At 70.2% G+C, this 21,618-nt stretch carries 20 protein-coding genes and 1 riboswitch; of the genes, 16 read left to right on the top strand and 4 right to left on the bottom strand.

The features are described 5' to 3' along the window. The first annotated feature begins 274 nt into the window (after positions 1 to 274). The 4 genes from coxB (at position 275) to ACLF5H_RS19210 (ending at position 4,780) form a co-directional block, all read left to right on the top strand. Positions 275 to 1,234 (top strand): cytochrome c oxidase subunit II, encoded by a 960-nt coding sequence (gene coxB / locus ACLF5H_RS19225; RefSeq protein ID WP_421677235.1) that lies wholly within the window; start codon positions 275 to 277, stop codon positions 1,232 to 1,234. Next, positions 1,231 to 2,964, top strand: coding sequence for a cytochrome c oxidase subunit I (gene ctaD / locus ACLF5H_RS19220; RefSeq protein WP_421677234.1), 1,734 nt, complete (start codon positions 1,231 to 1,233; stop codon positions 2,962 to 2,964). The genes coxB and ctaD overlap by 4 nt, the downstream gene beginning before the upstream one ends. Continuing rightward, positions 2,961 to 3,359 carry a cytochrome c oxidase subunit 4 gene (locus ACLF5H_RS19215; protein ID WP_421677233.1) on the top strand — a complete coding sequence of 133 codons (399 nt, stop codon included), beginning with the start codon at positions 2,961 to 2,963 and terminating at the stop codon, positions 3,357 to 3,359. Before ctaD ends, ACLF5H_RS19215 begins: the two co-directional genes overlap by 4 nt. A gap of 161 nt (positions 3,360 to 3,520) precedes the next feature. After that, positions 3,521 to 4,780 (top strand): Ig-like domain-containing protein, encoded by a 1,260-nt coding sequence (locus ACLF5H_RS19210; protein WP_421677232.1) that lies wholly within the window; start codon positions 3,521 to 3,523, stop codon positions 4,778 to 4,780. Positions 4,781 to 4,836: 56 nt separating this feature from the next. On the opposite strand, the gene ACLF5H_RS19205 is transcribed toward ACLF5H_RS19210, so the two are convergent. After that, positions 4,837 to 5,238: a response regulator gene (locus tag ACLF5H_RS19205; protein WP_421677231.1), complete on the bottom strand. Its 402-nt coding sequence runs from the start codon at positions 5,236 to 5,238 to the stop codon at positions 4,837 to 4,839. 157 nt (positions 5,239 to 5,395) lie between these two features. Here ACLF5H_RS19205 and ACLF5H_RS19200 point away from each other — a divergent pair, with 157 nt between their 5' ends. From ACLF5H_RS19200 to ACLF5H_RS19175, 6 genes are all read left to right on the top strand, one after another. After that, complete coding sequence (locus tag ACLF5H_RS19200) at positions 5,396 to 6,016, top strand: cytochrome c oxidase subunit 3 (RefSeq protein ID WP_037652968.1); 621 nt, start codon at positions 5,396 to 5,398, stop codon at positions 6,014 to 6,016. Between the two features lie 63 nt (positions 6,017 to 6,079). Continuing rightward, positions 6,080 to 6,892, top strand: a complete 813-nt coding sequence (locus ACLF5H_RS19195) for a c-type cytochrome (protein ID WP_421677230.1) — start codon at positions 6,080 to 6,082, stop codon at positions 6,890 to 6,892. Continuing rightward, on the top strand, positions 6,889 to 7,947 hold the full coding sequence (locus tag ACLF5H_RS19190; protein WP_421677229.1) for a Rieske 2Fe-2S domain-containing protein: 1,059 nt from the start codon (positions 6,889 to 6,891) through the stop codon (positions 7,945 to 7,947). The genes ACLF5H_RS19195 and ACLF5H_RS19190 overlap by 4 nt, the downstream gene beginning before the upstream one ends. Further along, positions 7,944 to 9,581 carry a cytochrome b gene (locus tag ACLF5H_RS19185; RefSeq protein ID WP_421677228.1) on the top strand — a complete coding sequence of 546 codons (1,638 nt, stop codon included), beginning with the start codon at positions 7,944 to 7,946 and terminating at the stop codon, positions 9,579 to 9,581. The genes ACLF5H_RS19190 and ACLF5H_RS19185 overlap by 4 nt, the downstream gene beginning before the upstream one ends. Before the next feature lie 138 nt (positions 9,582 to 9,719). Beyond that, complete coding sequence (trpD, locus tag ACLF5H_RS19180) at positions 9,720 to 10,784, top strand: anthranilate phosphoribosyltransferase (RefSeq protein WP_421677227.1); 1,065 nt, start codon at positions 9,720 to 9,722, stop codon at positions 10,782 to 10,784. 106 nt (positions 10,785 to 10,890) lie between these two features. Further along, a riboswitch (SAM riboswitch) is annotated at positions 10,891 to 11,007 on the top strand. 162 nt (positions 11,008 to 11,169) lie between these two features. Continuing rightward, the gene (locus ACLF5H_RS19175) at positions 11,170 to 12,510 is read left to right on the top strand and encodes an aminotransferase class V-fold PLP-dependent enzyme (RefSeq protein WP_421677226.1); all 1,341 of its coding nucleotides are present in this window, start codon (positions 11,170 to 11,172) and stop codon (positions 12,508 to 12,510) included. A 39-nt stretch (positions 12,511 to 12,549) separates the two neighbouring features. Here ACLF5H_RS19175 and ACLF5H_RS19170 read toward each other — a convergent pair whose 3' ends face one another. Then, positions 12,550 to 12,831 carry an Lrp/AsnC family transcriptional regulator gene (locus ACLF5H_RS19170; protein WP_037652980.1) on the bottom strand — a complete coding sequence of 94 codons (282 nt, stop codon included), beginning with the start codon at positions 12,829 to 12,831 and terminating at the stop codon, positions 12,550 to 12,552. Further along, positions 12,828 to 13,565 carry a rhomboid family intramembrane serine protease gene (locus ACLF5H_RS19165; RefSeq protein ID WP_421677225.1) on the bottom strand — a complete coding sequence of 246 codons (738 nt, stop codon included), beginning with the start codon at positions 13,563 to 13,565 and terminating at the stop codon, positions 12,828 to 12,830. The genes ACLF5H_RS19170 and ACLF5H_RS19165 overlap by 4 nt, the downstream gene beginning before the upstream one ends. Before the next feature lie 148 nt (positions 13,566 to 13,713). On the opposite strand from ACLF5H_RS19165, the gene ACLF5H_RS19160 reads away from it, so the two are divergent. The 5 genes from ACLF5H_RS19160 (at position 13,714) to ACLF5H_RS19140 (ending at position 19,099) form a co-directional block, all read left to right on the top strand. Next, positions 13,714 to 13,953: a hypothetical protein gene (locus ACLF5H_RS19160; RefSeq protein WP_403442073.1), complete on the top strand. Its 240-nt coding sequence runs from the start codon at positions 13,714 to 13,716 to the stop codon at positions 13,951 to 13,953. 52 nt (positions 13,954 to 14,005) lie between these two features. Next, the gene (locus tag ACLF5H_RS19155) at positions 14,006 to 15,349 is read left to right on the top strand and encodes an NYN domain-containing protein (protein ID WP_421677224.1); all 1,344 of its coding nucleotides are present in this window, start codon (positions 14,006 to 14,008) and stop codon (positions 15,347 to 15,349) included. Between the two features lie 211 nt (positions 15,350 to 15,560). After that, on the top strand, positions 15,561 to 16,595 hold the full coding sequence (locus tag ACLF5H_RS19150; RefSeq protein WP_421677223.1) for an NlpC/P60 family protein: 1,035 nt from the start codon (positions 15,561 to 15,563) through the stop codon (positions 16,593 to 16,595). A 242-nt stretch (positions 16,596 to 16,837) separates the two neighbouring features. After that, positions 16,838 to 17,881 carry an NlpC/P60 family protein gene (locus ACLF5H_RS19145; protein WP_421677222.1) on the top strand — a complete coding sequence of 348 codons (1,044 nt, stop codon included), beginning with the start codon at positions 16,838 to 16,840 and terminating at the stop codon, positions 17,879 to 17,881. Between the two features lie 30 nt (positions 17,882 to 17,911). After that, the gene (locus tag ACLF5H_RS19140) at positions 17,912 to 19,099 is read left to right on the top strand and encodes a hypothetical protein (protein WP_421677221.1); all 1,188 of its coding nucleotides are present in this window, start codon (positions 17,912 to 17,914) and stop codon (positions 19,097 to 19,099) included. A gap of 10 nt (positions 19,100 to 19,109) precedes the next feature. Here the strand turns inward: ACLF5H_RS19140 and ACLF5H_RS19135 are convergent, their stop codons facing one another. After that, the gene (locus ACLF5H_RS19135; protein WP_421677220.1) at positions 19,110 to 20,339 is read right to left on the bottom strand and encodes a glycosyltransferase 87 family protein; all 1,230 of its coding nucleotides are present in this window, start codon (positions 20,337 to 20,339) and stop codon (positions 19,110 to 19,112) included. Positions 20,340 to 20,472: 133 nt separating this feature from the next. Between ACLF5H_RS19135 and ACLF5H_RS19130 the strand changes: the two genes are divergently transcribed. Next, positions 20,473 to 21,615 (top strand): glycosyltransferase family 4 protein, encoded by a 1,143-nt coding sequence (locus ACLF5H_RS19130; RefSeq protein ID WP_421677219.1) that lies wholly within the window; start codon positions 20,473 to 20,475, stop codon positions 21,613 to 21,615. The last annotated feature ends 3 nt before the right edge of the window (positions 21,616 to 21,618 follow it).

Below are 21,618 nucleotides of genomic sequence, written 5' to 3'. Positions count from 1 at the left end.
CGAGCCGGGACAGGGGTGCGGCGAACCGCGCGACCAGCCACAACCCACCCGCGGCCGCCACCCAAACCCCCACAACCCGAGCTATTGGGCGCCCATCCACACCCCAACTGAGTGAGGCGCGACGCGTATGCCCCCCTCCCCGCGAACCCCCGGAGGGCGTCGGCTAGGGTTTGGTCCGCATAAACATCCAAACCCCTGCCCGACGCAGGGCGGCGACCGACCAGCGAGAAGGCCGCAGCCGACCGCGCGGGCGAGACTCTCGGGAAGGCGCTACGTGAGTCCCAACGGCTCCGACCGCTCGCCGCGGCGCCCGATGCGGCGGAAGCTGCTGCAGGCACTGACCGCGGGCCTGGTCCTGGCGACCGCAACCGGTTGCACATACAAGGACTTCCCCCGCCTTGGCATGCCCACCCCGACCACGGAAGAGGCTCCGCGGATCCTCTCCCTGTGGCAGGGCTCCTGGGCTGCCGCGCTCGCCGTCGGCGTGCTGGTGTGGGGCCTGATCCTGTGGAGCGCCATGTTCCACCGGCGCAGCCGCACCAAGGTCGAGGTACCTCCGCAGACTCGGTACAACATGCCGATCGAGGCCCTGTACACGGTGGTCCCGATCATCATCATCTCGGTGCTGTTCTACTTCACGGCCCGGGACGAGACGAAGCTCATGAGCCTCGACAAGAAGCCCGACGTCACGGTCAACGTGGTCGGCTTCCAGTGGAGCTGGGGCTTCAACTACATCGAGAACGTCCCCGGTGTCTCGGGCGACGCGAAGACGGACACCAACCTGTCCGCGATCCCCGACCGGTTCAAGACCGCCTTCCCGGCGAACGCCGGCGGCGTCTACGACGTCGGCACCCCGGGCACGCGCAACCCGCAGACCGGCAACCCTGGTCCGACGCTCTGGCTCCCCAAGGGCAAGACGGTCCGGTTCGTCCTGACCTCGCGTGACGTCATCCACTCCTTCTGGGTGGTGCCGTTCCTCATGAAGCAGGACGTCATCCCGGGCCACACCAATGCCTTCCAGGTGACCCCCAACAAGGAGGGCACCTTCCTCGGCAAGTGTGCCGAGCTCTGCGGCGTCGACCACTCCCGGATGCTGTTCAACGTGAAGGTCGTCTCCCCGGCGGCCTACGAGCAGCACCTCAAGGACCTCGCCAAGAAGGGGCAGACCGGTTACATTCCCGCCGGCATCGCGCAGACGAGCCACGAGAAGAACCGGGAGACGAACAACCTGTGAGCATCCTCAACGAACCCCAGGGTGCCGCGGCAGCTGAAGGCTCGCACGCCGATGAGCTGCCGGTCAGGCGCAAGCAGCCCGGCAACGTCGTGGTGAAGTGGCTGACGACCACCGATCACAAGACGATCGGGACGATGTACCTCACCACCGCGTTCGCGTTCTTCCTGATCGGCGGCGTCATGGCGCTGCTCATGCGCGCCGAGCTGGCCCGTCCGGGCCTGCAGATCATGACGAACGAGCAGTTCAACCAGGCGTTCACGATGCACGGCACGATCATGCTGCTGATGTTCGCGACGCCGCTGTTCGCGGGCTTCGCGAACTGGATCATGCCGCTGCAGATCGGCGCGCCCGACGTGGCGTTCCCGCGGCTGAACATGTTCGCCTACTGGCTGTACCTGTTCGGCTCGACGATCGCGGTGGGTGGTTTCCTCACCCCCGAGGGCGCGGCCGACTTCGGCTGGTTCGCCTACTCCCCGCTGTCGGACGCGGTCCGCTCGCCGGGCGCCGGCGCCGACATGTGGATCATGGGTCTGGCCATGTCCGGCTTCGGCACCATCCTCGGTGCGGTCAACTTCATCACGACGATCATCTGCATGCGCGCTCCGGGCATGACCATGTTCCGCATGCCGGTGTTCACGTGGAACGTGCTGCTGACCGGTGTCCTCGTCCTGCTGGCCTTCCCGGTCCTGGCCGCCGCGCTGTTCGCCCTGGAGGCGGATCGCAAGTTCGGCGCCCATGTCTTCGATCCGGCCAATGGCGGCGCCCTGCTGTGGCAGCACCTCTTCTGGTTCTTCGGCCATCCAGAGGTGTACATCATCGCGCTGCCGTTCTTCGGCATCGTCTCCGAGATCATTCCGGTGTTCTCCCGGAAGCCGATGTTCGGTTACATGAACCTGATCGCCGCGACGATCGCCATCGCCGGTCTGTCCGTGACCGTGTGGGCGCACCACATGTACGTCACCGGCGGTGTGCTGCTGCCGTTCTTCTCCTTCATGACCTTCCTGATCGCGGTGCCGACCGGTGTGAAGATCTTCAACTGGATCGCCACCATGTGGAAGGGCTCGCTGTCCTTCGAGACGCCGATGCTGTGGACCCTGGGCTTCCTGATCACCTTCACGTTCGGTGGTCTGACCGGTGTCATCCTGGCCTCGCCGCCGCTGGACTTCCACATCTCCGACTCGTACTTCGTGGTGGCCCACTTCCACTACGTGGTCTTCGGTACGGTCGTGTTCGCCATGTTCGCCGGCTTCCACTTCTGGTGGCCGAAGTTCACCGGCAAGATGCTGGACGAGCGCCTCGGCAAGATCACCTTCTGGACGCTGTTCATCGGCTTCCACAGCACGTTCCTCGTCCAGCACTGGCTGGGCGCCGAGGGCATGCCGCGTCGTTACGCCGACTACCTGGCGGCCGACGGCTTCACCGCGCTGAACACGGTGTCCACCATCGGTTCGTTCCTGCTGGGCCTGTCGATCCTGCCGTTCCTCTACAACGTCTGGAAGACGGCCAAGTACGGCAAGCCGGTCAACGTGGACGACCCGTGGGGCTACGGCCGTTCGCTCGAGTGGGCGACCTCCTGCCCGCCGCCGCGGCACAACTTCATCACCCTGCCGCGGATCCGCAGCGAATCCCCGGCGTTCGACCTGCACCACCCCGAGATCGCGGCGCTCGAGCAGCTTGAGTACGCCGGTCACGCGACCGCCGTCGCGGGCAGCAAGGAGGCCGGCAAGTGAAGATCCAGGGACGGATGTTCATCTGGCTGAGCGTCTTCATCCTGATCATGGCCATCGTGTATGGCGTGTGGTCGAAGGAGCCGGCCGGCACCACGGCGCTCTTCCTGGCCTTCGGCCTGTCGATCATGATCGGCTTCTACCTGGGCTTCACCGCCCGCCGGGTGGACGCCGGTGCGCAGGACGACAGGGAGGCCGATGTCGCGGACGGCGCGGGCGAGCTGGGCTTCTTCAGCCCGCACAGCTGGCAGCCGCTCATGCTGGGCTTCGGCGGTGCGATCGCCTTCCTCAGCATCGCGGTCGGCTGGTGGCTGATCTACTTCTCCGCGCCGTTCATCGTGATCGGCCTGTTCGGTTGGGTGTTCGAGTACTACCACGGTGAGAACCGCACCCAGTAAGACCCCGAGCACCACGCCGGGAGCCCGGACCCTCCGTCAAGAGGGTCCGGGCTCCCGGCTTTTTCGCGTTCCCATCGGATGTCCTTCGGATGCGGGAGTGTCGTTCCCTCGTATGGGTTACGTACCGCGCCAGTAAGGTCTCCATCTCATAGCGTGATCGTATGAACCACATTCCGCGGACCCGTACCGTCGTCAGCTGTGTCGTGCTGGTGACCGCCCTGGGCGCGGGCATCACCGCCTGCGGTTCGGACGGCGACCCCCTGTCCGCTACGCCGTATGACGCAGCGGGCCTGATCTCCTTCAACGCCCCCACCGAGGTGGGCAAGCGGGCCGACCCGGACAAGCCCCTGGAGATCAGCGTCAAGGACGAGGGGCGCATCACCGACGTGACCGCCCAGGACTCCACAGGACGCTTTGTGGCGGGCGAACTCACCGCCGACGGCAGTCGCTGGCACAGCACCTCCCCGCTGGCCGCGAGCGCCCACTACACGGTCACGGTGAGCACCGAGGACGACGACGGGGCGCCCGGCCGCAAGGTCCTCAGCTTCGACACCACCCAGCCGACCGCCAAGAAGCAGCTGGGCGTCACCTTCGGTCCTGACGCGGGCGAGTACGGCGTCGGGCAGATCATCACCGCCCAACTCAGCGAGGAGGTCAAGGACCCGGCGCAGCGGGCCGTGGTGGAGCGCGCGCTGCGGGTGGACTCCGTACCCGCCGTGTCCGGCTCCTGGTACTGGGTGAGCGGCAAGGAACTCCACTACCGGCCCAAGGACTACTGGCCCGCGCACGCCACGATCCTGGTGCACAGCAACCTGGACGGCGTGAAGATCGGCGACCGGCTGTGGGGCGGTAAGTCGAAGCCGGTGAAGCTCACCACGGGCGACCGGATCGAGGCGGTCACGGACGCCGCCGCGCACGAGCTGACGGTGTTCAAGAACGGCGCCGTGATCAATTCCATCCCGGTCACCACGGGCAAGCCCGGATTCGAGACCCGCAACGGCGTCAAGGTGGTCCTGCAGAAGCAGTACTTCGTACGCATGCGCGGCACCACCGTCGGCATCGCCGAGGGCAGCCGGGACAACTACGACCTGCCGGTGTACTACGCCACCCGCGTCACCTGGTCCGGTGAATATGTGCACGCGGCGCCCTGGTCGGTCGGCTCACAGGGCTACGCCAACGTCAGCCACGGCTGCACCGGCATGAGCACGGCCAACGCGCGGTGGTTCTTCGACACCGTCCACGAGGGCGACGTCGTCCGGGTCGTCAACTCCAACGGCCAGCCGATGGAACCGTTCGGCAACGGCTTCGGCGACTGGAACGTCACCTGGAAGAAGTGGCGTACGGGCTCCGCCCTGACGGGCACCCCGACCAACGGCCAGTCCTCCTCGGACACGGTCCGCCTCCAGCCAGCGGCCGTGTGAGCAGCGCCTCGACGGGGCGCGGGTCCGTGACGACACACGGCCCGCGCCCCGTCGCGCTAGGCGCTCACGAGCCGCTTCTGGCGCAGCAGGGCGGCCAGCGAGGCGGCGAACTCCACCGGATCCACCGGCAGCGTCACCGCGGCGTCCGCACGGCTCCACGTGGCCAGCCAGGCGTCCTGGGGCCGGCCGATGAGCAGCAGCACGGGCGGGCACCGGAACACCTCGTCCTTGATCTGCCGGCACACCCCCATGCCGCCCATCGGGACGGCCTCGCCGTCGAGGACGCACACATCGATGCCCCCGCGGTCCAGCTCGCGCAGCACCGCCGCGGGCGTGGCGCACTCCACGAACTCCACCGGGGGCACATCCGGGGCGGGACGCCGCCCGGTGGCCAGCCGTACTTGCTCGCGGGTGTTGGAGTCGTCGCTGTAGACCAGCACGGTGGCGGTCGGCTGCATTGTTCCTCCGGGTCGACGTCGGCGTCGTACGGACAGGACGGACGGGGCCGTTTGGGCGGATGTTACTCCCATGAACACCACGTCAACACCGGTTCGGAGGGCAGCAACACTCCGAACGGCACCCCCCGGAGTGAGGGCGAGATAAGCGACCGACATAATGTCGGTCGTGGCGACAGCAACGACAGTAGAAACCGGGCACGCGCACCCGTCGGTCAACCGGCCGAACCTCACCAGCGTCGGAACCATCATCTGGCTGAGTTCCGAGCTGATGTTCTTCGCGGCCCTCTTCGCGATGTACTTCACCCTCCGGTCGGTGACCGGACCGGCTCACTGGAAGCACATGGCTTCAAGCCTCAATGTGCCTTTCTCCGCGACGAACACCACGATCCTGGTGCTCTCGTCGCTCACCTGTCAGCTCGGCGTGTTCGCGGCCGAGCGGGGCGATGTGAAGAAGCTCCGTGGCTGGTTCATCCTCACCTTCATCATGGGTGCGATCTTCATCGGCGGTCAGATCTACGAGTACACGAGCCTGGTGAGGGAGGACGGCCTCTCGCTCTCCTCCGATCCGTACGGCTCGGTGTTCTACCTGACCACCGGCTTCCACGGCCTGCATGTGACGGGCGGTCTCATCGCCTTCCTGCTGGTCCTCGGCCGCACCTATATGGCCAAGAGGTTCACCCACGAGCAGGCGACGGCCGCCATCGTCGTGTCCTACTACTGGCACTTCGTCGATGTCGTCTGGATCGGCCTCTTCGCCACGATCTATTTGATCAAGTAGCCGGGACCGCTCCCGCTAAGTCCAGAAGCACCGACGCAGAAGATCCTGACACCGGGGTAATCCGTGAAAAAGCTCTCCGCACGACGACGCCATCCGCTGGCGGCGGTCGTCGTCCTACTCCTCGCGCTGGCGGCCACTGGGGGGCTGTACGCCGCGTTCGCGCCCGCGGGCAAGGCGCAGGCCGATGCAAGCTCCCAGTCCCTGACCGTCAAGGAGGGTAGGAAGCTCTTCGAGGTCGGCTGCGCCAGCTGCCACGGCACCGGTGGGCAGGGCTCCTCCGACGGGCCGAGCCTGGTCGGCGTGGGCGCCGCGGCCGTCGACTTCCAGGTCGGCACCGGCCGTATGCCGGCCGCCACCTCGCAGGGCGCCCAGGTCCCGCGCAAGAAGACCGTGTACAACCAGACCCAGATCGACCAGCTCGCCGCGTACATCGCGTCGCTGGGCGCCGGTCCGGTGGTGCCGACCAAGCAGCAGTACGGTCCGGGCGGCGCGGACATCGCCAAGGGTGGCGAGCTGTTCCGCACCAACTGCGCGCAGTGCCACAACTTCACCGGCAAGGGCGGTGCCCTCACCAAGGGCAAGTTCGCCCCCACGCTGGAGGGCGTCGACCCGAAGCACATCTACGAGGCCATGCAGACGGGCCCGCAGAACATGCCGTCCTTCCCGGACACCACGCTGTCCTCGCAGAACAAGAAGGACATCATCGCGTACCTGCACGCGGTCGACAGCAGCGAGACGACGAACCCGGGCGGTCTGGAGCTGGGCGGCCTCGGGCCGGTCAGTGAGGGCCTGTTCGCCTGGATCTTCGGTCTCGGCGCGCTGATCGCCGTCGCCGTCTGGGTCGCCGCTCGGACCGCAAAGGCCAAGAAGTCATGAGTAGCCAAGACATTCCAGAAGAGAACCTGCCCGCTGAGCAGGACCACGCGCACGGCGCGGTAGTCGTCGCGGACGAGGAGAACCCGTTCGCCGACCCGGGGCTGCCGCCCCACGAGCACCGCATCCAGGACATCGACGAGCGGGCCGCCCGGCGGTCCGAGCGTATGGTCGCCCTGCTGTTCACGATCTCGATGCTGGCCACCGTCGGCTTCATCGTGTCGTACGTGACGATCCCGCATGACAAGAACATCTTCGTGTTCCCGATCGGGCACGTCAGCGCGCTGAACTTCGCGCTGGGCCTGACCCTGGGCGTGGCGCTGTTCTGCATCGGCGCGGGCGCGGTCCACTGGGCCCGCACCCTGATGTCCGACGTCGAGGTCGCGGACGACCGGCACGCGATCGCGGCCGCTCCCGAGGTCCGGGCGAAGGTCCACGCGGACTTCCGCCAGGGCGCCAAGGAGTCGGCGCTCGGCCGCCGCAAGCTGATCCGCAACACGATGTTCGGTGCGCTGGCCCTGGTGCCGCTCTCCGGCGTCATGCTGCTGCGCGACCTCGGTCCGCTGCCCGGCACCTCGCTGCGGCACACCCTGTGGGCCAAGGGCAAGCGCCTGGTGAACATGAACACCAACCAGCCGCTGCGTCCCGAGGACATCGCCGTGGGCTCCCTCACCTTCGCCAAGCCGGACGGCTTGGAGGAGACGGACGAGGAGTTCCAGAACGAGCTGGGCAAGGCCGCGCTGATGATCGTCCGGCTCCAGCCGGACAACATCAAGGACAAGCGCGAGCTCGACTGGTCGCACGAGGGCGTCGTCGCGTTCTCCAAGATCTGCACCCACGTCGGGTGCCCGATCTCGCTGTACGAGCAGCAGACGCACCACGTGCTGTGCCCGTGCCACCAGTCCACCTTCGACCTCTCCGACGGCGCCCGAGTGATCTTCGGCCCCGCCGGCCACGCCCTGCCGCAGCTGCGCATCGGCGTGGACAGCGAGGGTTACCTCCAGGCGCTCGGCGACTTCGAGGAGCCCGTCGGTCCTGCATTCTGGGAGCGCGGATGAGTACTACGGCGAACGACACCTCCCGCGCACGCGGGAAGGCCCCGGCCGGCGAGCGCATCGCCGACTGGGCCGACGGCCGGCTCGGGATCTACTCCCTGGCCAAGGCCAACATGCGCAAGATCTTCCCCGACCACTGGTCGTTCATGTTGGGCGAAGTGTGCATGTACAGCTTCATCATCATCATCCTGACGGGTGTCTATCTGACACTGTTCTTCCACCCGTCGATGAACGAGGTCGTGTACCACGGCAGCTATGTCCCGCTCCAGGGGCAGATGATGTCGGAGGCGTTCAACTCGACCCTGCACATCTCCTTCGATGTGCGCGGTGGTCTGCTCGTCCGGCAGATCCACCACTGGGCCGCGCTGATCTTCCTGGCCGGCATGTTCGTGCACATGATGCGTGTGTTCTTCACCGGCGCGTTCCGCAAGCCGCGTGAGATCAACTGGCTGTTCGGCTTCCTGCTGTTCGTCCTCGGCATGTTCACCGGTTTCACCGGTTACTCGCTCCCGGACGACCTGCTCTCCGGCACCGGTGTGCGCTTCACCGAGGGTGCGATCCTGTCCATGCCGATCGTCGGCACGTACATCTCGTACTTCCTCTTCGGCGGTCAGTTCCCCGGCCACGACTTCGTCGCCCGGTTCTACTCGATCCACATCCTGCTGCTGCCGGGCATCATGCTCGGCCTGATGGTGGCGCACCTGATCCTGGTCTTCTACCACAAGCACACGCAGTTCGCGGGTCCGGGCAAGACCAACAACAACGTCGTCGGCATGCCGCTGCTGCCGGTCTACATGGCCAAGGCCGGAGGCTTCTTCTTCCTGGTCTTCGGTGTCATCGCGGCCATCGCCGCGGTCGCGCAGATCAACCCGATCTGGGCCATCGGCCCCTACCGGGTCGACCAGGTCTCCACCGGCGCCCAGCCCGACTGGTACATGGGCTTCGCCGAGGGGCTGATTCGCTTCATGCCGGGCTGGGAGATCAACTTCTGGGGCCACACGCTGGTCCTGGGCGTGTTCATCCCGCTGGTCCTCTTCGGTGTGGTGCTGGGCGCGATGGCCGCCTACCCGTTCATCGAGTCCTGGATCACCGGCGACAAGAGCGAGCACCACATCCTGGACCGCCCGCGCAACGCCCCGACCCGTACGGGCCTCGGTGTCGCCTGGGTGACGATGTACATGATCACGCTGGTCGGTGGTGGCAACGACCTGTGGGCCACCCACTTCCACCTGTCGATCAACGCCGTGACCTGGTTCGTGCGGATCTTCTTCTTCGTCGGTCCGGTCATCGCGTTCATCGCCACCAAGCGGATCTGCCTCGGTCTCCAGCGCCGCGACCGCGACAAGGTGCTGCACGGTCGCGAGACCGGCATCATCAAGCGGCTGCCGCACGGTGAGTTCATCGAGGTGCACGAGCCGCTCAGCCAGGAGCAGCTGCACACGCTCACCACGCACACGCAGTACGCGCCCGCCGAGATCGGCCCCGCGGTCGACGAGAACGGTGTCGAGCGCAAGGTGACGGCGTCCGAGAAGCTCCGGGCGAAGCTGTCCACCGCCTACTACGGCGAGGACAACCAGATCCCGAAGCCGACCTCCGAGGAGTACAAGGAGATCACGAGCGGCCACGGCCACCACTGATCCCCGCGTCGCCACGCCACAGAGGGGCCCCGTCCGCGAGCCGGACGGGGCCCTTCCCCGTGCCGGGGGCTCGATAAGGTGGGTACGGGTTCTCCCCACCGAGCACCACCGAACATGACTTTTCCCTAGGAGCGGCTGATGAGCGCTGTGACCCCCGCTGGAGGCGACACCGCGGCGGGCCGCTCCTGGCCCGTCCTGCTGAACGGCCTGCTGACCGGCCAGAACCTGTCCGCGGACGACACCGCCTGGGCGATGGACCTGATCATGCGGGGCGAGGCGACCGACGCCCAGATCGCCGGGTTCATGGTGGCGCTGCGCGCCAAGGGCGAGACCGTCGAGGAGATCTCCGGTCTCGTGCGCACCATGTACGAGCACGCGAACGTGATCGAGGTGCCCGGCCCGGCCGTGGACATCGTCGGCACCGGCGGGGACGGCGCCAAGACGGTGAACATCTCCACCATGTCCTCGATCGTGGTCGCGGGCACCGGCGCCAAGGTCGTCAAGCACGGCAACCGTGCCGCCTCCTCCGCCTCCGGCTCCTCCGACGTCCTGGAGAAGCTGGGCATCAACCTCCAGCTGACCCCGAGGCGGGTCGCCGAGGTCGCCGAGGAGGCCGGCATCACCATCTGCTTCGCGGTGAAGTTCCACCCCTCGCTGCGTCATGTCGCCGCCGCACGTGGCCAGTTGGGCATCCGTACGACCTTCAATGTGCTCGGCCCGCTGACCAACCCGGCGAAGGTGCGCGCCCAGGCGGTGGGCGTCGCCGACCCGCGGATGGCGCCGGTGGTGGCCGGGGTCTTCGCCGAGCGCGGCAACTCCGCGCTGGTCTTCCGCGGCGACGACGGCCTGGACGAGCTGACCGTCACCGCCACCTCCCGGGTCTGGGTGGTGCGCGACGGCAAGGTCTCCGAGGAGGTCTTCGACCCCCGGGACGTCGGCATCGAGCTGGTCCCCGTGGAGGCCCTGCGCGGCGCGGACGCGGCTTATAACGCGGAGGTCGCCCGCCGGGTGCTGGACGGCGAGCGGGGGGCCGTACGGGACGCGGTGCTGCTGAATTCGGCGGCGGCCCTGGTGGCCCTGGAGCCGACCGACGCCCCGCTCACCGAGCAGCTGCGCGAGCAGATGGTGAAGGCGGCCGAGTCCATCGACTCGGGCGCGGCCAAGCGCACGCTGGAGCGCTGGGTGGCCGCCAGCAACGCCTGACGGCCTGACGGCCTGACGGCCTGACGGCCCCAGGCCGGCGGCTGATCGTCCCGCGATCCGGACACGGGTTGCGGGACCTCGATCTTTTCGCGTACGTTCCCTGCCAGGTCATGAGTGACAGTCATGAGGCCCCGGCCGACTGTCCGGCAACCCTCCGTCCGTGGCGGGGTGCCCCGGGTGAGGACCAGGTCGTAGGCAGCGAGGTCTACGGCAAGCGCGGACCCCTCGGGCGCTGTTGACAGCGCCGGGCCAGGGGTCCTGGTCGGCCGAGGGAGCCTCCCGTGAGCAAGCGAATGCGCTAGGGCCGCTGAGCCCCGCCTCCGCGCACCCCTTTCACCTTTCTTCCGTACGCCTCCTTCGGCGTGCGTTCTCACGGGAGTTCCCCATGTCTGTCTCCACCGTCGCCGTCGACCCGTCGATTTCCACCCCGCTGCCCGTTCTGGGGCGAGATGTCACCGTGCCGCTCGTCACCGGCGGCACCATCACCTACGCGGCCCTCGACTACGCGGCCAGCGCCCCCGCCCTCCAGCGCGTCTGGGACGACGTCGCCGCCTACGCGCCGTACTACGGCAGCGTCCACCGGGGCGCCGGGTACCTCTCCCAGTTCTCCACCGACCTGTTCGAGAAGGCCCGCCGCACGGTCGCGGAGTTCCTCGGCTGCCGCGCCGACGACCAGGTGGTCTTCACCCGCTCGACCACGGACTCGCTGAACCTGCTGGCCCGGGTGGTCCCGGCCGACTGCCGGGTCTTCGTCTTCGAGACCGAGCACCACGCCTCGCTGCTGCCCTGGCGGGAGGACCAGGTCAGCTACCTGGACGCGCCGCGCAGCCCGGCGCAGGCCGTCGAGACGCTGGAGCGGGCCCTCGCCGACCGGGACCCGTACGGCCCGGCCCTGGTCTGTGTCACCGGCGCCTCCAATGTCACCGGCGAGCTGTGGCCGGTGCGTGAGCTGGCCGCCGCCGCGCACGCGCACGGCGCCCGGATCGTCCTGGACGCCGCCCAGCTGGCCCCGCACCACCCGGTCTCCCTCGCCGACCTGGACGTCGACTGGGTCGCGCTCTCCGGGCACAAGCTGTACGCCCCGTTCGGCGCGGGCGTGCTGGCCGGGCGCGCGGACTGGCTGCGGGACGCCGAGCCGTACCTCGCGGGCGGCGGCGCCAGCCGCAGCGTCGCCCGGCGCGCGGACGGAGGCGTGCAGGTGGAGTGGCACGAGAGCGCCGCCCGGCACGAGGCGGGCTCCCCGAACGTCATCGGCGCCTACGCCGTCGCCTCCGCCTGCCAGGCCCTCACCGAGGCCGGCTGGGACGCGCTGGTCGCCCGCGAGCAGTACCTGATCGACCGGGTGCGCGCGGGCCTCGCCGAGATCCCGCAGGTCAGGGTGTTGTCCCTGTTCGGGGACGACGCCCCGCGGGTCGGCGTGCTCTCCTTCGTGGTGGACGGCTGGAACAGCTCCCACTTCGCGGCCGCGCTCTCCGCCGAGTACGGCATCGGCGTCCGCGACGGCCTCTTCTGCGCCCACCCGCTGCTGCGCACCCTGCTGGGCTCGGCCCCGGAAACCCCCGCGGAGTGCGGCGCCCCGTCCCTGAACGCCCTTCGCGCGAGCTTCGGCGCGGGCACCCCGGACGAGCATGTGGACCGCTTCGTCACGGCCGTACGGCAGCTGGTGACCGAGGGCGCGAAGTGGACGTACCGCACGCAGGAGGGGCGCTGCGTGCCGGTGGCGTAGCGGGCTGAACGGGCCGACGAGGCGGCTTTCGGCGGACGGTCAGGAGTCCAGGCCGATCGCGAACGCCGCCTCCAGGTCGTGCTGGGAGTACGTCCGGAACGCCACATGCGTGTCCGTCGCCTCGACGCCCGGGATCTTGCTGATCCGGCCGGGGATCACATCGGCCAGGTCCTCGTGCTCCCGCACCCGCACCATGGCGATCAGGTCGTACGTACCGGTGACGGAGAAGACCTCGCTCACCGACTCCAGCGAGGCGATCTGCTCGGCGATCTCGGGAATCCGGTCCACGCTGGTCTTGATCAGGACGATCGCGGTGATCACGGCTGGTTCTCTCCCTCGGGGGCCGGTTCAGATGCGCATTTCACTCTATCCCCACGCCCGTGGCGCACCCACGCGTAGACGAACCCCGCCCCGAACCCCACCAGGTGCGCCAGATACGCCACCCCCGGCCCCTGCGCCGAGCGCCCCGCCGCCAGCCACTGGAGCGTCACCCAGAACGGCAGCACGACCCACGCGGGAAAGCGCAGCGGCAGGAAGAAGAGGAACGGCAGGAGACTGGTGACACGGGCCCGCGGGAACAGGAAGAGAAACGCCCCGAGCACCGCCGAGATCGCCCCCGACGCGCCCACCAGCGACTGCTCGGAGGTGTCGTTGGCGACCGCGTAGCCCAGCAGGGCCAGATAGCCGCAGCCGATGTAGAAGAGGGTGAACTCCACCCGGCCCATCCGCTCCTCGGTCAGCACGCCGAAGACGAGGAGGAAGAGCATGTTGCCGAGCAGATGCACCCAGTTGCCGTGCACGAACAGCGCCGTGACCGGGGTCAGCGCATGCGCCAGGGGCCCGGCGAACAGTTCGGCCGGGACCACCCCCCAGGTCCTGAAGTACACCCGCTGCGCGTCCTGGAGCACATACCCGGTGCCGTATCCGGGGACGATCCCGGAGGCCGGGCCCAGGACGAAGATCAGACAGCACAGGGCGATCAGGCCGTACGTCATCGGCGCGTCCCGAAGTGCCCTGGAAGTCCTGCCGGCCGCCGCGCTCCACTCGCTGATCATGAACACAGAGCATGACGTAACCGGACGCAAGCTGACAGACCGCCTCGCCGCCTTGGATGGACGGGCGGCGAGAGGCCGCCAGGCCGTAGGGTTACGAGCCACACGCGTCGGCCCGCCGGCGCGGTCCGACCGACCTGAGAAGGGCACGATGACGGTTCCCCAGCCGACCGCCACGACGCGATGGCGCTGCACCCTGTGCGGCAACCTCACCCGCTTCGACGTCACGCGCTCCTCGAAGGCCGTGGAGTATGTCCACCTCGACCTGGCGGGCGAGCCGACGGTGGAGGAGCGCCAGGTGGTCAGTGAGACCATCGAATCGGTGCGCTGCCGCTGGTGCAACGCGGTGGACCAGGTGGAACTCGTGGACAGGCCGGGCACCGACTCCTGACGGGGCCGGGCCCGAAGAGGCATTTCTTCGGCAAGACAGTGGGGTGTGACGGATGGTGGAGAGCGCAGGCGGGGGGCCGGGCGACGGCACCGCTGAGGTGCTTGACCGTCCGCTGTCCGACGGGGTGCGCCGCAGGGTCGTCGCGATCGTCTCCGAGTGCTTCGGCAAGCTGACGGTGGCGGAACTGCCCGCCCAGCTGCGACAGTACGCCCGGTTCGCCCCGAATCGTCGCGCGAAGTTCGCCGGGAACGCGATGGCCGCGGCGCTGGAGACCGACACGCTGTTCCGGCAGCGGATCGGCGAGAAGTTCCGCGCCGCGCAGCCGGAGCTGGCCGGTGCCCTGGAGGCCGGCTCCGTGCCCGCGGCCGTCGACCCGCTCGATGTGGCGGCGGCCGCCTGTGTGCTGCGCCCGGCGGGCTGGGTGAAGCTGGTCACCGCGGCCGGTGAGGAGGCCCAGCGCGCCGACGCCGAGCGGGCCGACGAGGAGAGCCGCGCCGAACTGGAGCGGCTGCGCGCCGAACTGGACCGCGCCCGCGAGCAGACCAGGACCGAGACCGAACGGCTGCGCGCGGAGCTGGAGTCGGCGAAGCGGGACCTGGAGTCGCTGAACCGCAAGCTGCGCTCCGCGCAGAGCGATGTGCGCCGGGGCGAGGCCGCGCTGCGCAAGGCGCAGGGCGAGATGGACGCAGTACGCGCCGAGGCGGGCGCCCGGGCGTCGGCCGCGGAGAGCGAGTCGCGGCGGCTCAAGGCGCGGCTCGGCGAGGCGGAGGCGGCCCTGGAGGCCACCCGCAAGGCCGCCCGCGAGGGGCGCAGCGTGGAGGACATGCGGGTACGGCTGCTCCTCGACACCCTGCTGGACGCCACCCAGGGCCTGCGGCGCGAACTGGCGCTGCCGCCGGTGTCCGTGCGCCCGGCCGAGACCGTCGACGCGGTGGAGCCCGGCCGGATGACGCCGAAGGACATCGCGACACGCGCCCTGTCCGAGCACGACCCGGCCATCCTCGACCAATTGCTCGCGCTGCCGCAGGCGCATCTGGTCGTCGACGGCTACAACGTGACCAAGACCGGCTATCCGCAGATGCCGCTGGAGAAGCAGCGGCTGCGGCTGCTCGGCCAGTTGTCCGCGCTCGCCGCGCAGACCGGCGCCGAGGTGACCTGTGTCTTCGACGGCGCCGAGCTGGCCGCGCCGGTGCTGCTCGCGCCGCCGCGCGGGGTGCGGGTGCTGTTCTCCAAGCCGGGCGTCACGGCCGACGAGCTGATCCGCCAGCTGGTGCGCGCGGAGCCGCCGGGCCGGCCGGTCATCGTCGCCTCCACCGACCGCGAGGTGGCCGACGGCGTGGCGCGGGCGGGTGCCCGGCCCGTGGCCTCTGCGGTACTTCTGAAGCGACTGTCCTGAAGGCCCAACGGGCGTAGGGAATGCCCGAATTGGCCGTCCCCTCACGCAACGTAGGGTCAATCGGCCATCACTGCTCGTGGATTGTGTGCAAAGAATGCATTGCGTGACGGGAATTTTTGCCGTGAGGATTTGAATGATCACAACATGGTCACTAGGGTCGGGGCTCGAACCTCCGAACGGGTGAACACTCACAAGAAGGAGTTCGTCCTCCGTGGCGTCCCACCGTCGACCCAAGCAGCAGAGCCGTGCACGCGTGACCGTGCTGACCACCGCAGCAGCCGCCGCCGTCGTGCTCAGCGCGAACGCCGCGAACGCCGCGCCGAGCGAGAAGCTCAGCAAGGACCAGGTCAAGTCCAAGGTCGACAAGCTGTACGAGCAGGCCGAGCAGGCCACCGAGAAGTACAACGGCGCCAAGGAGAAGCAGCAGAAGCTCCAGAAGGAGATCTCCACGATCCAGGACAACGTCGCGCGGGGTCAGGAAGACCTCAACAAGCTGCGCGACGGCCTGGGTTCGCTGGCCACGGCACAGTACCGCTCCGGCGGTATCGACCCCTCGGTCCAGCTCTTCCTCTCCTCCAACCCGGACGACTTCCTGGACAAGGCGTCCACCCTCGACCAGCTGAGCAGTCAGCAGGTCGACGCGCTGCGCAAGATCCAGAGCAAGCAGCGCGAGCTCGCCCAGGAGCGCTCCGAGGCCACCGAGAAGCTCAAGGACCTCGCGGACACCCGCACCGAACTGGGCAACAAGAAGAAGGACGTCCAGGGCAAGCTCGCCGCGGCCCAGAAGATCCTCAACAGCCTCACCGCCAAGGAGAAGGCCGACCTCGCCGCCCAGCAGCAGCGTGCCGACCGCTCCTCCAGCGAGCGGGTGAACCTCGGTGACGCCCCGCCCGCCTCCGGCAGGGCCGCGGCCGCCTTCGCCGCCGCCCAGGGCCAGATCGGCAAGCCGTACGTCTACGGCGCCACCGGCCCCTCCTCCTTCGACTGCTCGGGTCTGACCTCCTACGCCTACGCGCAGGCCGGTGTCTCCATCCCGCGCACCTCCGAGGAGCAGGCCAACATCGGCACCCGGATCTACAACCAGAGCGACCTCAAGGTCGGCGACCTGGTGTTCTTCTACGGCGACATCCACCACGTCGGTCTGTACGCGGGCGGCGGCCAGGTGCTGCACGCCCCGCACACCGGTGCCGTGGTGCGCTACGAGGCGATGGCCGACATGCCGTTCCAGTTCGGCGTCCGGGTTTAAACCCCCGACGCTCCCGGGGAGGGCGCCCGATCGGGCGAATCCGCGGGACGCAAACTGACTCCACGCCCCGCCGGTGACCTGCGTCAGCGGCGGGGCGTCACTCTTTGTTGCCGTCGCGGTCTTTGGCCGCGACCCTTCCGCACGGCTACTGTCTGCCGCGTTTCCCCGGCGCCGGGGCCTCCCCGTCCCCAGGCGCCGGGGAACGTCGTCCGTGTCAGCCAGTGGAAGGGGTTCGGCAACCCGTGGGGTCCCATCGCCGCCTTGCACCGTCCGGTCAGCGCCGCGCGCCGGGCGGATTCGACCGGGGCGCCGCCGCCCTGTGCGCCCTGTCGGCCGCCGCCGCGGCCCTCGGCGCAGTACCGGCGCACGCCGCGCCGCATCCCGACGCCCGCGCCGAGGTGGACCGGCTCTACACGGAGGCCGAGCAGGCGACCCAGGCCTACGACCGGGCCCAGGAGCGCACCGACGCGCTGCGCCGCGAGGTCGGCCGCACCCAGGACCGGGTCGCCCGCCGCCAGCAGGACGTCAACACGCTGCGCGAGGAGCTGGGTTCGCTGGCCGGGGCGCAGTACCGCTCGGGCGGCATCGACCCGGCCGTCGCGCTGCTGTTCTCCGACGACCCCGACGACTACCTCGACAAGGCCGCCACCCTCGACCGGATCAGCGCCCAGGAGGCGGGCCGGCTGCGGGAGTTGCGCTCCGCCCTGCGCGAGCTGGACCAGGAGCGGACGGAGGCGGCCGACGAGCTCGACGCGCTGGACCGCGGCCGCCGGGCGGTCGCCGCGCACAAGCGGACGGTGGAGGCCAAGCTCGCCCGGGCCCGGCAGCTGCTGAACTCGCTGTCCGCGGCCGACCGCGCCGCCTACGACCGGCCCTCCCGCTCGGCCGGCCCCGACCGGCTCGGCCTGCCCGATCTGACCGGCGTGGCCGGTGTCCCCGGCGCCCGTGCCGCCGCCGCCCTGGCCGCCGCCCGCTCCGCGCTCGGCCGCCCCTATGTGTGGGGCGCCAACGGGCCCTCCGGCTTCGACTGTTCGGGCCTGATGCAGTGGTCGTACGCGCACGCCGGAATCCAGCTGCCCCGCACCTCCCAGGAGCAGCGGTTCGCCGGACGGCGCATCCCGCTCTCCGAGGCCCGCCCCGGCGACCTGGTGGTCTACCGCTCCGACGCCAGCCATGTGGCGATGTACGTCGGCCACGGCCAGGTCATCCACGCGCCCCATCCGGGAGCCGCGGTGCGCTACGACCCGGTGGGGATGATGCCGATCTCCTCGGTGACCCGGCCCTGACGCCCCGGCGACGCGCCGTACGATCGTGTGATGGCCGGTGGCAGGCGGGTGAGAAGCGTCGGGGCGACGGCCCTGTGCCTGCTGCTGTCCCTGACCGGGTGCGCCGGGCGGACGGCCGCCGACTCCGCGAAGGGCGAGGTGCAGCACCTCCTCGACCTGCGCTCGGCGGCGCTCTTGCGGCATGACGCGGGGGCGTACGGCGCGACGGGCGCGAGCACCGAGTACACCAGGCTGCGCGCCCTTCCGCTGGCCTCCTGGGCGTACCGGATCACCACCTTGCGCCGCACCGCCGCGGGGGCCACCGCGGACGCCGACCTCACCTACCGGGTCGCCGGGTACGACCGGGCCCCCGTCGACACCCGGCGCACCCTCACCCTGGCCCGCACCGCCTCCGGCACCTGGTACGTCAGCGCCGACCGGCCCGCCGACAAGTCCGGGCAGCAGCTGTGGGACCAGGGCACGGTGACCGCCGTACCCGGCGCGCACAGCCTGGTGCTCGGCACCGGGCAGTCGGCGGCCGATCTGCGCGCGTACGCGCGGATGGCCGACGAGGCGGTACCGGCGGTGTCCAAGGAGTGGGGCACCGACTGGACGCGCCGGGTCGTCGTCCTGGTCCCCAAGTCCCTGACGGGCATGGCGGGTCTGCTCGGCTCGCCCGCCGCGAACTACCGGGGGATCGCCGCCGTGACCACCGGGGAGGCGGGCGGCGCGGGGCAGACGCCGGCCGACCGGGTGGTGATCAACCCGGACGCGTACGCCGTCCTCGGCGCGATGGGCAAACAGGTCGTCCTCACCCACGAGACCACCCATGTGGCCACCCGCGCCCACACCACCGCGGCCACCCCCCTCTGGCTCTCCGAGGGCTACGCCGACTGGATCGGCTACCTGGGCACCGACCGCACCCCGGCCCAGGCCGCCCCGGAACTGGCCCGCGCCGTCGGCGCCGGACGGCTGCCCGCCGCGCTCCCCACCGACAAGGACTTCGGCTTCACCAGCGACCCCACCGAGCTGGCCCGCGCCTACGAGAGCGGCTGGCTGGCCTGCCGCATGATCGCCGACCAGTGGGGCCCGGCCCGCCTCGCCGCCTTCTACCGCACCGTCGGCACCCACAGCACCCGCCCCGGCGCCGTCGACTCCGCCCTGAAACAGGTCCTCGGCCTGACCCCGGCCGCCTTCACCACCCGCTGGCAGAGGTACGTCAGGACGCAGCTGGGCTGAGCGCGCGCCCTCAAGGGGAGACCGGGGTCTCCCTGCCCGTGGGGAGCGGCTGGACGGGGGTGGTCGGTGGGGAGGCGGTGGTGCGCCACAGGCGGTGGGACGCGAGCAGGGTGGCGGTGGCCAGCAGGGCGTTGCGCAGGAGCAGGAGGGTGATTCCGTACCAGTCGCTGGTGACCACGTGGACGAAGCCGACGGGGAATTCCAGGACGGTCAGGAAGGAGGCGGCCAGGACGAGGAGCGCGGGCGCGGTCATGCGGCTCGCGCGGTGGGTGAGGCAGACGGCGGCCAGGCCGATCAGCCAGACCAGGTACTGGGGGCTGATCACCCGGCTCGTGGTGGTGAACAGGAGTACGGCGGTCAGCGCCGCGTCCGTCAGGGTGTGCGGGGGGAAGCGGCGGGCCTTCAGGCGCCACAGCAGCAGCCAGCCGAACGCGCCCGCCGTCAGGGCCAGCGCCGCCGCGCTCACCTCGGGCACGTACGGGCCCAGGAACTCGATCGAGCCGTAGTTCAGCAGCACCTGCCCGCTCCAGCCGAAGTGCCGGGCCACATGGAAGACCAGGGCGCCCAGCGACTCCACCTCCGTGCCCCGCTCCCCCTGGAAGGTCAGGAAGGCGAACGCGCCCGGCATCCACAGCGCGAACGCCGCCGTGAGCCCCGCCCCGGTCACCGCCGCCGACACCCACGCCCGGCGCCGCACCGCACCGGCCAGCAGCAGCGCAGGCCACACCTTCAGCAGCGCCCCGAAGGCCGCCAGCGCGCCCATCACCCGGGGATGCCGGGCCCCCGCGAGCAGCGCGGCCACGGCCACCGCGGTCACCATCACGTCGTAGCGCGCGTACACCGTCGGCCCGAGCAGCGGGGCGCCCGCCACCCACACCCAGACCCCGCGCCGCGACCGGCCGGGCCCCCGGGCCGAGCGCAGCAGCAGCGCCAGGATCACCAGATCGGCGAGGAACGCCAGCGCGAAGAAGGCGTGCGGGTAGGAGAGGAACGGCAGCAGGGCGGGCGCGAGGATCGCCAGCGCGGCGGCCGGCGGGTACTGCCAGGTGACGTCGTCCAGCGGGAACGTGCCCTGGCGCAGCACCTCGTACCAGTTGCGGTAGATCACCGACACGTCCGTGGTGACGTCCGGGCCGGGGAAGACGTACACCCCGAGGACGAGGAGCAGCAGCACCGCACGGGTGACGCACCAGGTCGCGAGCAGGTACGCCGGCGACCGCCGGGCGTCCTTGGTCTCCACGTGTGTTCCCCTGCCGTTCGATTCCGCTTCGAGTCCCGTGCCGCGGGACCATGATGTCCCGAGCGCCCCGGGCCGTGCCAACGCACCGGCCGCCGCCCGGCGCCGGACGGCCGGTTCGGTAGGGTCGGCGGCGATGCACAAGACCCTGATCGTGACCAACGACTTCCCGCCCCGGCCGGGCGGCATCCAGGCGTTCCTGCACAACATGGCGCTGCGCCTGGACCCCGAGCGGCTGGTCGTCTACGCCTCCACCTGGAAGCGGAGCCGGGAGGGCGTCGAGGCGACCGCCGCCTTCGACGCCGAGCAGCCCTTCACCGTCGTACGCGACCGTACGACCATGCTGCTGCCGACCCCCGGGGCGACCCGGCGCGCGGCCGGGCTGCTGCGCGAGCACGGCTGCACCGCGGTGTGGTTCGGGGCCGCGGCACCGCTCGGGCTGATGGCGCCCGCGCTGCGCCGGGCCGGTGCCGAGCGCCTGGTGGCCACCACCCACGGGCACGAGGCCGGGTGGGCCCAGCTGCCCGCGGCCCGGCAGCTGCTGCGCCGGATCGGCGAGGAGACGGACACGATCACCTACCTGGGCGAGTACACCCGCTCCCGGATCGCCGGCGCGCTCACCCCCCAGGCGGCGGCGCGGATGGTGCAACTGCCGCCCGGTGTCGACGAGAAGACCTTCCACCCGGCCTCCGGCGGCGCCGAGGTGCGCGCCCGGCTCGGCCTCACCGACCGCCCGGTCGTCGTCTGTGTCTCCCGGCTGGTGCCGCGCAAGGGCCAGGACACGCTGATCCAAGCCATGCCGCGGATCCTCGCCGCCGAGCCGGACGCCGTGCTGCTGATCGTCGGCGGCGGCCCCTACGAACAGGATCTGCGCCGCCTCGCCCGGGAGACCGGCGTCGCCGCCTCGGTCCGCTTCACCGGCGCCGTCCCCTGGTCCGAGCTGCCCGCCCACTACGGCGCGGGCGATGTCTTCGCCATGCCCTGCCGCACCCGCCGCGGCGGTCTCGACGTCGAGGGCCTCGGCATCGTCTACCTGGAGGCGTCCGCGACCGGTCTGCCGGTCATCGCGGGCGACTCCGGCGGCGCACCCGACGCCGTCCTCGACGGGGAGAGCGGCTGGGTGGTCCCCGGCGGCGCACCCCGCGACGCCGCCGACCGCATCGTCACGCTGCTCGGCGACCCCGAACTGCGCCGCAGGATGGGGGAGCGGGGCCGCCGCTGGGTGGCGGAGAAGTGGCGCTGGGACCTGCTGGCGGAGCGCCTGAAGGAGCTGCTCTGACGG

Origin of the sequence: Streptomyces sp. LaBMicrA B280 (genome assembly GCF_049222185.1) — a bacterium.
Taxonomy (GTDB): Bacteria; Actinomycetota; Actinomycetes; order Streptomycetales; family Streptomycetaceae; genus Streptomyces; species Streptomyces murinus.
Note: the sequence above shows the minus strand (reverse complement) of the source record. Positions and strands in the feature narration are given on the sequence as shown.